Annotated in this window: 8 protein-coding genes; all 8 read right to left on the reverse strand. The window is 52.2% G+C overall.

Annotated features, from left to right (window positions below):
- Positions 1–127 precede the first annotated feature (127 nt).
- Complete coding sequence (locus QW71_RS16510; RefSeq protein ID WP_152679778.1) at positions 128–1,447, reverse strand: SPOR domain-containing protein; 1,320 nt, start codon at positions 1,445–1,447, stop codon at positions 128–130.
- Between the two features lie 76 nt (positions 1,448–1,523).
- Positions 1,524–2,711, reverse strand: coding sequence for a glycosyltransferase (locus tag QW71_RS16515; protein ID WP_039300534.1), 1,188 nt, complete (start codon positions 2,709–2,711; stop codon positions 1,524–1,526).
- A 176-nt stretch (positions 2,712–2,887) separates the two neighbouring features.
- A complete protein-coding gene (locus QW71_RS16520; protein ID WP_039300537.1) occupies positions 2,888–4,060 on the reverse strand; it encodes a glycosyltransferase family 4 protein in 1,173 nt (390 codons plus the stop codon).
- Between the two features lie 243 nt (positions 4,061–4,303).
- A complete protein-coding gene (locus QW71_RS16525; RefSeq protein WP_039300539.1) occupies positions 4,304–5,491 on the reverse strand; it encodes a GGDEF domain-containing protein in 1,188 nt (395 codons plus the stop codon).
- Positions 5,492–5,548: 57 nt separating this feature from the next.
- Entirely contained in the window at positions 5,549–6,706 is a 1,158-nt protein-coding gene (locus tag QW71_RS16530; protein ID WP_039300542.1) for a diguanylate cyclase, read from the reverse strand.
- Between the two features lie 249 nt (positions 6,707–6,955).
- A complete protein-coding gene (murC, locus tag QW71_RS16535; RefSeq protein WP_039300544.1) occupies positions 6,956–8,332 on the reverse strand; it encodes a UDP-N-acetylmuramate--L-alanine ligase in 1,377 nt (458 codons plus the stop codon).
- A 7-nt stretch (positions 8,333–8,339) separates the two neighbouring features.
- Complete coding sequence (locus QW71_RS16540) at positions 8,340–9,716, reverse strand: folylpolyglutamate synthase/dihydrofolate synthase family protein (protein ID WP_039300547.1); 1,377 nt, start codon at positions 9,714–9,716, stop codon at positions 8,340–8,342.
- Between the two features lie 5 nt (positions 9,717–9,721).
- Positions 9,722–12,358, reverse strand: a complete 2,637-nt coding sequence (locus QW71_RS16545) for a valine--tRNA ligase (protein ID WP_039300586.1) — start codon at positions 12,356–12,358, stop codon at positions 9,722–9,724.
- Between the last annotated feature and the right edge of the window lie 137 nt (positions 12,359–12,495).

The following is a 12,495-nucleotide window of genomic DNA, read 5'->3' on the forward strand; positions in this document are numbered from 1 at the left end:
CGACTCCGGCACAATAGGCAACTGATTTATCATGCAGCAGCTATACTGGCGAGCCACACAGCAATCCCCCGTCCGGCAAACAGCCGGTACGGGGGATGGGCAACACCTTATACAATTGGGTGGATGTTCAGCTTATCGCAGACAGCAGACTTTTCTGGCCGGTCAAAAAGCTCATCATAGCCTCCTGCACTTCCCAGAGCAGGCCCTCTGCCTTATTCTTGCCGTACTCGTTCAATGCGGATATTCCCCGGCTCATGGATTTCTCCAGCCCGGCGGCGATACTCTTCCCTTCCGGAGACAGCCCCGACTCCAGCTGCTTGACGGCTTGGGTCCATTGCATATGAAGATCACTTACCGCTGAGCTGTCTGTACTGCTGGCCGCACCGCTCAGCAGAGAAGCAGACAGGCCGCTCAGCTCACTCAACAACTGGCTGCTGACCACAAAATAGCTGTCCACCGCTTCCGCCGTTCCGTTATAGCTGACCTGATCCACAGCCGGCAAGGCCACTTCCCTTACATACAGCTCGATCCCCTGATTCTTCAGGCCGCTGCTGAGCAGCTTGGCCTGCTCGCGGTCAGGCGACATCCCGGCATACACCCGGTTGCCGTCCGCTGGGTCCAGACCTGCGGCAAGCCCTGCGGCAAGTAGCTCCTGCTGAGCCTGCGCAGCACCAGCCGGTGTGCTGAATACGCCGTATTGGAGCAGATAATAGCTCTGCGCCGCAATCTGTACCGGAACATGCGCTGCCACCGCTTCACCGGTTCCTTCAACCGGCACGCCTGTGATATCTGCTGCTCCCCCGCCAGTGTCATTCTGGCTCTGAACGATCCCCGTCTGAACAGCGGAACTGCCGCTTCCATTCCCGGTGCCCGTCCCTCCGCCGCTGATGAAGGACAGCGCTGCATAGCCGAGCAGGATTCCCGTGCCTATTGCCCCTGCTACTGACAAAGCAAACTTCCACCAATAAGAAGGGCGGCGGGTATGGTAGGAGCCTCCATACAGATTCCCGTGCGTGCTGAACTGCCCGAACCGCTCCTGCTCAGCGCCCCGCTCATCCTCAAACAGCGGGTAGTGTTCACCTGGCGGTGCATTATCATCTTCCTTGTAAACCTCCGCATAAACTGGAATTGTACGTGTTCTGGAGTCTGGGAGATATGAATACTGTCCAGTATCATACTCTCCATCTGAATCATCCCAGTTCCGGCGGCGCGGATCAGCGGATTTCATATAAGATACTTCAGCTGCACGGGGGATTTCCACCCGCTCCAGATCAACGATATATTCATCTGCACGGAGATGCGGGGCCGTTCTGATCTCCTCACGCTGTTCCCTGTCCTCAACCTCCAGGGTTCTAACAGGTTCTCTTCCTATACGGCGGTCTGCCATTTCCGCCTTACGTTCTGCCGTCTCCCCATCAAACCGGAATGTCATTCTTCCGCTATTCAATGCTCACACCTCGCTATCTTCAGTTCTATACTGAAATATATGATAGATGTGAGATGGATATGCTATTTTAATATATTTATACCAGACTAAGTACCTTCTCCCTAACCCCTTCCGCCGCGTAATGCTTGAGCAGTGTCCGGTAAGCCTGATCCGCAATAATGTAGCCCAGCTCCGGCGTTGTCAGCAGCTTCACCAGCTGGCCGGCAAAGACTGCGCTCGTGCCTGCGAGCAGAATATCCCGTCCCGTCTCACAGATTAATTCCTCCGAACCGCTCAAGCTGCAGACGACCGGCGTCCGCAGCGCCCAGGCTTCCAGGATCTTAATCTGCCCCCCGCAGCCTTCGCGCAAAGAAGCTACCACGGCGCTGGCCCGCCGGATGTAATCGGCTGTATGTTCAAATTCCCTGACAATTTCAATAGAAGCATCATTGCGGGCTAAGGCAGCGACCTCCGGATGCACTTTATCGCTGATCATATAGCACCGGAAATCCGGCACCTCCGCTTTGACCAGCGGGTATATCTTCTTTAAGAACAATAAGGCCACATTCTTGCCTTGGCTGGTATTCATATTCCAATGAAGGACTATGGATTTCTCCTTGATTACTGTCTCACCGGAGGCATAAGCAGGCTCCTTCAGGTCAATGTAAGGCGGAATTACATGCACCTTGCTAGCATCCGCAAAGGATAACGCCTTAAAAGAAAGGGCATCCCATTCTGTAGCGGTCAGCAGCAGACTGGTCTTGTTCATTAATCTGCGCTCTTCCCGGCGGATCAGTGCGGCATTCAGCTTATGATAGCTTTTGCTAATACCGCGTTTGCCGGCTGCCCTATTCTCCAGCATTCCGCTCCCGAAACGGTGGGCATCTGTAATGATGACAGCCTCCGGAAGCAGTGAGGATACAATATCCAGGCAATTACTCAGCATATAATAGGAAATAAACACATGACTGTATGTATTCAAGCGGCACATCTCCGTGATTTCAGCCCGCAAAGACTTATCATTACCGATCAGCGGAGAATGTGAGCGCAGCTTATTCAGCGGGTGCAGCAGTGATCTCTGGGAAGCAGAAGTCCTCTTCACCTGGTGCACCGTAAGCGCAGGTCCAGGCTCTACCGCCAGTTCCCGGCGGCAATGACAATACTCTAGCAGATCAATATCAAACCGCTCCAGCAGAATATCAAGAAAATTCTCTGTTCTTATTTCTCCTTCTAAATCTTCGGGATAACGGCTCTGGGCTGATAGGAACAGCATTTTCTCTCTCATGGCTATAGCTCCTTGGTTCTATGTAAATGGTTATTATTGTATACAAAGAAAAATAGGCCGGATTACATCCAGCCTTCATTTATGAATCTTTAGATGTAGATCAATAGTAACGCAGTTTCCGGAAAAAGATTGTCGATTTATGGGATGAAATAATATTTTTTCGTATTCCCCTTACATTAGACAAGACTTAGCAGCTTTTCCCGGACACTTTCCGCCTCATAGTTAGCCAGCAAGGTCTGGTAGGCACGGTCCGCAAGCACTACTCCTTTTTCGTGATCCTGAAGTAATTGAGTCACACTTTCAGCAAACGTAACCGGATCATCGGCAATCATAATATTCGCGGAATGCTCATACAGCAGCCCTTCTGCTCCTTTGGTGCTTGAAACGACAGGAGTCTTGAGCGCCCAGGCCTCCAGTATCTTCAGGCGTGTTCCGCTGCCCTCCTGCAGAGGGGCGATCACAACCTGCGCCTTCCGTATATAGTCCGCCACACTGTCGACATATCCGGTGATGATGATGGATGGGTCCTGGTCTGCCAGAGCGGCAACTTCCGGATGCACATCCCGGCCGACGATATACCATTTGATGCCCGGAACCCTGGCTTTGATGAGCGGATAGATCTGACGGTAGAAATAGGTAGCTGCATTAATGTTCGGGAAGTAGTTCATATTGCCCGGGAGGATAATCCACGGCTCTTTCGGAAAAAGCGTATTTGTCCGATAATCACCCATACGGATGAAGTTAGGGATCACGTGGACCTTGATAGAATTTTTAAAAGAAAGTGCCTTGAAGCTCAGCCCATCCTGTTCGGATGTTGTAAGCAGCAGATTGGTCTTGTCCATCAGCTTAAGCTCATCTCTGCGCGTCCATACCGCATTAAGGGAATAAAAGAGTTTGGCGATCCCCCTCTTCCTGCGGGCAAGCTGTGCAGACAATCCGCTCTCGAAGTTATGCGCGTCCGTGATTATAACAGTGCCAGGCAGGGAACGGCGCACAATGTCAATGCAGCAGCCGAGCAGACTATGGGAAATAAAAACATGGCTGTATGCATGCTGTCCGCAGAGCTCTGTAATCTTCTCCTTCATATCTACATCTACATGGCTCATATAAGAGCAATTGCGCCATTTGTACAAGGAGCGAAGCATCGCCCTGCGGTAATTCATTGTGCGCTTCACCTCATGCACGGTAAGGGACGGTATGGCCTCCGTATCTTTGGAACCTGAATACGTTAAGAGATCCACATCGTATTTGGCGAGTAAAATATTCAGAATATTGCCCGTTCTCAGCTTGCCACCGCTATCCTGCGGAAATGGATTCTCTGCAGATATGAACAGCAATTTTTCCCTCATGGCTTCTTCTCCTACTCTCCATTTATCTATCTGTGTCTGGCAGTGCCAGGTATCTAGCATATATTACCCCAAAGTTCTGCGGAGTTTTGTCGTTTCTTGGCTAATGCAAAAATAATTTCAAAAAACTGTCATTTTATTAAGCCCGGACACAACAACAGCGCTGCTCCAGTAACAGGAGAAGCGCTGTTGTTCCTAATTTTGTGATTGTATTTAAATTGCACTTTAGGATTATGGTCAGTACATTCAGGAATGTACTTCAAGCTCCCTCGCTGCATAGCCGTGACTACGGACCACACAATTGCGTCCGCGCTGCTTCGCCTGGTACAAGGCGGTATCGCTCAGCTTGTACAAAGTATTGAGCGGGACGCGCTCGCCCGAGACGATCGTAATCAGACCGATGCTCACGGTATACGAGAGGGTTATGCCATCAATGGTGGCGTCCAGCACGGACCGGCGCAGCCGCTCAGCCACTTCCTCACTCGCTTCCTCATCCGACCGGTGCAGCAGCACAGCGAATTCTTCCCCGCCGAACCGTCCGAACAGGTCCCCGTTGCCGAGCTGACGCTCAATTCTGCGGGCAAAGTCGCGCAGCACCTTGTCACCCGTGTCATGCCCATAAGTATCATTCACCTGTTTGAAATGGTCCACATCCAGCAGCAGGAAAGAGAAGGGCGCCATCTCCTTGGCAGCCGCAGCAATCAGGGGCCGGGCACGCAGCACGAATGCTCTGCGGTTAAGGATGCCGGTGAGCTCATCGTATGTGGCTGCACGCTCCAGTTCCGCATAGGACTGCTCCCTGGAGAGCAGCATGAAGCCGGCGGTTCCGAGAAACATCAGCAGGTATATTCCAATATAGAAAAAGACTTGCATCCACTCACCAACGGGCGAGCCCTCAGGCGGAAGATATACCAGTCTGCTTGCATAGCAGAGCATCGAGAGAATAACAATTCCGTATAGCAGGCCCATAATTTCCTGAAGCGGTGTTTTTTTCACTTTCCAGCATAGTATATACGCAGGATAACCCAGCAGCAGTGCCCCCGCAAGCGGGGCAGACGCAATTAGCCGCGGCTCGTCCGGAGACAGCAGATACAGGAGCAGCAGACCAAGTGCGGCGCATCCGGTTAGTGTATAATAAATCCGTTTTATCCGTTCGGAATAGGCCTCCAGTATCTTGAGCAGCGCGAAGATCTCTGCGGTTCCTCCGGCCAGATTCAAGAGAATAATGCAGGGAAGCACAACCCTAAATTCACGATATTCCCTTAACAGCAGAAGGATCATAATCACCAGCTGCAGAATTTTGGCGGTCAGGAACAGCAGGGATGTACCATCTTTCGGATAACGCGACCGGTAAGCCAGAGTGAGCATAACCGTAAAGAAATTACCAAAAAAGAGACACGCCAGCAGTGTCTTGAAATCCAAACTGGCAGCCATAGCATCCACCCCCTTGCTCATCGATGTCATATGTATGATGTGTATTATCCCGTTCTTTTACCCGGCTCTGACCACACGGTCCCGTCCGTCCTGCTTCGCCTGATACAGGGCTCTGTCACTAAGCTTGTACAGGGTATTCAAGGCGGTCTGCTGCTCAGGAAGTACTGTAATCATTCCGATGCTTACGGTGTACCCGCCGGCAAGACTGTCTCCCGAAGCCTCCTTGACGGCTTGACGCAGTTCTTCCGCCTTGCGGCTGCTGTTCTCCACATCCTGCCCATAGAGCATAATGGCGAATTCCTCGCCGCCAACCCGGCCGAACAAGTCACCGATTCCCAGCCGGCTCTCAATGGTAAGCGCGAAATCCTGAAGTACTACATCGCCCTTGTCATGTCCATATGTATCATTTACTATTTTGAAATGGTCCAGATCCAGCAGCAGCATTGAGCAGTATTCCCGCTTTCTTGCCGCCATCGCCAGCTTCAGCTCAGCCTCTATCAGAAAAGCCCTGCGGCCAAGGATTCCGGTAAGGCTGTCATAAGTGGCTATGCGCTTCAGCTTCTCATATGAATGCTCATTGGAGAGCAGGATGAAAGCCGCAATTCCCCCGACCAGCATCAAAAACATCCCCAGGTAATACAAATACTGTGCCGGATTAGCTGTCAGCGGTCCCATCTCCGGTTCCAGAAACAGCGCGACAAAGGACCGCAACAGCATCACGGCAGCAATGGTATAAAATACGCCTCCCATTATTTTCTGGAGCGGAGAACGTTCTTTACCCGCTGTCAAACGGTAGCCGGGGTAGATCACAAACAGCATCACCCATAGCGAGGTCGTGGCCACCCTCAGGTTCGCATGGTTGAAGAACAGGGCGACGATAGAAAAGCTCAGAACACTGCCCACAACCAGCCCTGAATAATAGAGTTTTGCCTTACTGTCCATCATCCCCATCATCATCAGCAGGGCCGAAATTTCCAGACCTCCTCCAGCCAGAATGAGCGCATTGCTTAGAGGTACGGCGATCCAATGGGGGACATAATCCCATAGCAGAATAGAGCCCCAGAAAACGACCTGAAGCCACTTTGCAGTTATAAAAAGGACCGAGGCGGTATCCTTGGCGAAATGGTAGCGGTAAAAGGTAATCAGCAGTCCGGAAAACAAGTTCCCCAAGATGAACAAGTACAACAGTGTATTAATATCAAGCTGAAAGCTCATGAGTACACCACCAAATATGCGGAAATACCTTCTCTTTATGGAGGACAATATCATTCACAAGCTATATCGGCAAAATGGCGGTTTAATTTCACTTCTAATTTCTCAGACCGCCAGATACCTCCTGACATAAAAAGAAAAAACGGCTTCGTTGTCCTTATTCAAGGAACGGAAACCGTTTCTGTTAAAATGCCTAGCTATCTATTACCCTAAAGTGATATGTGTAATCCGCATAGAATGACCTAAGCCCTATTAACGATTCTTCAGATTATCCGCCAGAGCATACCCGACCTTCCAGATATCACCCGCACCCATTGTAATCACCAGATCACCGGGAGCAATGCGGTCCTGCAGGTCAGCCAGCACAGCTTCCTTCGTCGGCAGATGCCGTGCACCGGCGTTGCTGTTCTGCACAATCAGCTCCACCAGCTTCGCGGAGGTGACTCCCTCGATCTGCTTCTCTCCGGCAGGCGAGTAGATATCGGTAATAATCACTTCGTCCGCTTCGCTGAACGCACGGCTGAACGCATCCAGCAGGAAGAAGGTACGCGTGTAGCGCTGCGGCTGGAACACGGCGATAATCCGTTTGCCGGTAGCCTTGGCAGCACTAATGGTAGCCTGAATCTCCGTTGGATGATGCGCATAATCATCAATGACGAGAATCTCGTCGATCTCTCCCAGCACCTGGAAGCGCCGCTTGGCACCGTGGAATTTCACGATTGCTGCAGCGATCGCTTCAAAGGCAATGCCGGATTTCAGACAGGAAATTACCGCCGCCATTGAATTATACAGATTGTATTGCCCCGGAATGGAAAGCTCGATACGGCCCAGAACCTCCGTACCGCGATTCATCGTGTACGACACCTGGCGGTCGCCCAGAACGATGTCGGTCGCCGTGTAGTCTGCACTCTCCGAATGAATTCCGTAGGTGATAACCTTACCTTTTACTTGAGGCAGCAGAGATTTCACATTCTCATCATCCGCGCACACAATAGCCGTTCCGTCCTCACGCAGCTGGTTCATAAACTGCACATAAGCTTCCTTCAGCTGGCCGAAATCACCGCCGTAGTTCTCCAGATGGTCGGCTTCAATATTCGTTACAATCCCCAGCCAGGGATGGTACTGCAGGAATGAGCCATCACTCTCATCCGCTTCGGCTACGACGAATTCCCCTTGTCCCGCCTTGGCATTCGTACCGACGTTCATGATCTCCCCGCCAATAATATACGTAGGGTCCACTCCGCAGTCTTCCATAACCAGAGCAATCATCGATGAGGTGGTAGTCTTGCCGTGCGCACCCGCAACAGCCACACCCTTGCGCTCATTCAGCAGACGGGCAAGCATCTGCGAACGGTGAAGAATCGGTATTTTGAGACGCTCCGCTTCTACCCATTCTACGTTATCCGACGCAAGCGCCGTAGAATATACGACCAGATCCGCGCCTTTGACCTGTTCGGCCGTATGTCCGATGTAGACCTTGGCACCTTTGGCAATCAATTTCTCCGTTAACTCTTGGGCAGCTACGTCAGAACCCGTAACTGTATATCCCATCTCCAGCATCACCCGGGCAATCGCGCTCATACCGTAGCCGCCGATCCCTATAAAATGCACACGTTCAGTAGTATCCAACAGTTCGTCACCAGCCTTTTTCAGAATCGGGTTGCCGTAAAAGCGTACTGCGTACATCAGAAATCAAATACAGCGTTCCGGACACGACCGCAAGGTCATCGTCCGCTGTGATCGTCTGCAGCAGATGCAGCGCTTGGCCCCAATTACGTTCTACTATGATTTCCAAGTTTTCCTTGGCATATTTATTCCGCAGACTTTCTGCGATGGCCTGCAGATCTTCCGCGTCCATTTTCTTCCGGAAATCCGGTTCGGTCAGGATGAGCGTATCCACTATAGGCAGTATATGCTTGAGATACGACTCGTGATGCTTATTTGCCAGCATCCCCATGAGCAAATTTAATTTACCGTATGGCCCAAACTGCGGAAGACTCTTGGCCAGGCTCTCTGCACCTTCCGGATTATGCGCTCCGTCCAGAATAATTCTGGGCGAAGTGCCCACTTCCTCCAGCCTTCCGGCCCAGAATGTACCGCGGAATCCCTCCAGCACATCCTCGTCCTCCAGCATGAAGGCCATATACTGCCGCAGCACCTCAAGGACCATCATAGCTCCCGCTGCATTCTCCAGCTGATGTTCGCCTTTCATAGCGATATCCAGCTCAAGCGAACGGAATGGACCCTGGAAGGTGAAATGCTGGTGGCCGTCCCTGAGCTCTACGCCACTATAGCTGAAATCTTCTCCAGCCAAATATAGAGTAGAACGGGTAGACGCCGCTTTAGCCTTCAGTACAGCGATGGCCTCCGGCTGGCTCACGCAGCTGACTGCAGGAACACCCGGCTTAATGATTCCGGCCTTCTCACCGGCGATCAGCTCCAGTGTATCCCCGAGTACATCGGTATGATCATGTCCGACATTCGTGATTACAGACACTACCGGAGTAACAATATTCGTTACATCCAGCCTTCCCCCAAGACCTGTCTCCCATACGACTACATCCGGATAACAGACTTCGCCATAATAGAGAATGGCCAGTGCCGTCGATACCTCGAACATTGTCGGCGAACCCAGCTCACCGCCCGCAATCTCTTGAACCAGCGGACGCAGTTTATTAACGAGTTCCAGCAAAGTCTCTTCGGAAATATCTGCTCCATTGTACTGGAAACGGTTCGTGAATTTCGTGATATAAGGAGAAGTAAAGGTCCCCACCGTGTACCCGCTCTGAATAAGCACACGGGTCAGAAAAGCACAGGTAGAGCCTTTGCCGTTCGTCCCCGCCACGTGAATGAACTTGAGCTTGCGGTGCGGATGACCCAGCTTCTCCATCAGAAGCTCTATCCGCTCCAGCCCTGGCCGGATACCGAAAGGAATCAGGCTGTTGATCCAGTCTACCGCTTCTGTATAAGAACTTAAGGGAGCGGTACCGCCGCTCCGGGTGATCTCATCCATATCCCTTATCCTCTCAGCTCTGCGATACGGGCCAGCACTTTCTCGCGTCTATCAGAATAGTCCGCCTGCTTCGCCCGCTCCTCTTCGATGACTTTAGCTGGCGCCTTGGCGACAAAGCCCTGATTGCCGAGCTTTTTCTCCACGCGTTCAACTTCGCTGTTCAGTGTCTGGACTTCTTTTTCCAGACGGGCAATTTCCTGTTCAATGTCGATCAGTCCTGACAACGGCAGAAGCAGCTCGGCTCCTGTAACCACAGCGGACATCACTTTATCCGGTGTCTGCGGCGCAAGGCCTGCTTCGAAGGAAGAGGTGTTGCAGAAGCGCCCGATGTAATTGTCGTTGCGGGAAATAATGTCCAGGGTTTCTTGACCCCCGGCTTTGATAATCAGTTCTACCTTCTTGCTCATCGGCACGTTCACTTCCGCACGGATATTACGAACGGCACGGATAACATCCATCAGGAGATTCATCTCTGCCACTGCCTGCGGATTCTCAAGCGCAGGTTCATACTTCGGCCATTCGGCCAGCGTGATTGTGTCTCCCTGATGCGGCAGATGCTGCCAGATCTCTTCCGTAATGAACGGCATGAACGGATGAATCAGGCGCAGCGTGCGGTCCAGTACATAGGCCAGAACTGATTGTGTCTTGGCCTTGGCAGCCGCGTCCGCTCCGTACAGCGAGAGCTTGGCGAATTCGATATACCAGTCGCACAGATCATCCCAGATGAAGTTGTACAGCAGCCGGCCGGTCTCACCGAACTCGTACGAGTCAATTAGACGCGTAATATCCCGGGAAGTTTCGTTCAGGCGGTGCAGAATCCAGTGGTCCGCCGTGCTGAGCTCACCTGTAATGTCAATATCTTCAAAAGAAACACCTTCGAGATTCATCAGTGCAAACCGAGAGGCATTCCAGATCTTGTTGGCAAAATTGCGTGCCTGCTCTACCTTTTCCATCCGGAACCGCAGATCCTGACCGGCCGTGCTGCCTGTAGAAATCATGTAGCGCATGGCGTCTGCACCATACTGCTCAATAACATCCAGCGGGTCGATCCCGTTGCCGAGCGATTTGGACATTTTGCGTCCTTCCGCATCGCGGACCAGGCCGTGCATCAGCACATCGGAGAATGGCTTCTCACCGGTGAATTCCAGCGCCGAGAAGATCATGCGGGCTACCCAGAAGTAGATAATATCGTAGCCGGTAACCAGCACATTGTTCGGATAATAACGCTGATAGTCGCTGCTGTTCTCATCAGGCCAGCCCAGCGTGGCGAACGGCCAGAGGTTCGAGCTGAACCAGGTATCCAGAACATCCTCATCCTGCTTCAGGTCCGTCAGACCGCTGATTCTGCGCGCTTCTTCTTCATCATTCGCAACAACGATCTCACCGGTAGATTCGGAGTACCAGGCCGGGATACGGTGGCCCCACCACAATTGGCGGGAAATACACCAGTCACGTACGTTCTCGATCCAGTTCAGGTAAGTCTTCTCAAAACGCTCCGGCACGAAGTTAACGCCGGTTCCATCCTTCTGCGCTGCGATGGCCGCTTCTGCCAGCGGCTGCATCTTCACGAACCACTGGGTGGACAGGTAAGGCTCAACTACGGCTCCCGAACGCTCGCTGTGTCCAACCTGATGTACGTGGTCCTCAATGGATACAAGTACGCCCTGCTCTTTCAGGTCAGCAATGATCGCCTTGCGGCAGTCGCTGCGGTCCAGTCCCTGGTATTTGCCTGCTTCCGCATTCATAATTCCGCCTTCATCCATCACATTAATCTGCGGAAGATTATGACGCACGCCCATCTCAAAGTCGTTCGGATCATGTGCCGGGGTAATCTTCACCGCGCCGCTGCCGAATTCCTTATCTACATAATCATCAGCGATAACCGGAATTTCCCGGCCGATAATCGGCAGGATCAGGGTTTTACCGATAAGATCCTTGTAACGGTCATCTTCCGGATGCACGGCAACCGCAGTATCGCCCAGCATCGTTTCCGGCCGGGTTGTAGCTACAGTAAGGTAACCGCTGCCGTCCTTAAGCGGGTAGCGAAGATGGTACAGATGGCCATTTACCTCTTTATATTCAACTTCGATGTCCGACAGAGCCGTGCGTGCAGCCGGATCCCAGTTGATAATGCGTTTGCCGCGGTAGATCAGGCCTTTCCGGTACAGCTGAATGAATACCTGGCGGACACCGCTGGACATTCCTTCATCCAGGGTGAACCGTTCGCGCGAGTAGTCCAGCGACAAGCCCATCTTGGCCCACTGCCCGTGAATCGTCTCCGCATATTGCTCCTTCCAGGCCCATACCTGCTCCAGGAACTTCTCGCGTCCCAGATCATGGCGGGAGATGCCCTGCTCGCGCAGCTTCTGCTCCACCTTGGTCTGCGTGGCGATACCCGCATGGTCCGTTCCCGGCAGCCACAGCGTATCATAGCCCTGCATCCGTTTGGTACGGATTAGAACATCCTGCAGTGTGAAATCCAGCGCGTGACCGATATGCAGCATTCCTGTTACATTCGGCGGGGGAATAACAATGCTGTAAGGCTGCGCATCCGGACGTTTGCCTGCTTCGAAGAAGCCGTTCTCCATCCAGTAAGTATACCATTTCTTCTCCGCCGACCCCGGATCATAGGTAGTCGGCATATCGCTTTGCTTGTGATTCGCAGTAGCGGTGTCTTCTGCCGCTTCCAGCTGATTCGTCAGCTCTGCTGCTGTATTGTTGTTATCAGCCATTGTGAACCCTCCATTAGAGAAAATGATGAGAAGCTTTTTGTATTCTG

Source organism: Paenibacillus sp. IHB B 3415 (genome assembly GCF_000802655.2).
Taxonomy (GTDB): Bacteria; Bacillota; Bacilli; order Paenibacillales; family Paenibacillaceae; genus Paenibacillus_AQ; species Paenibacillus_AQ phytohabitans.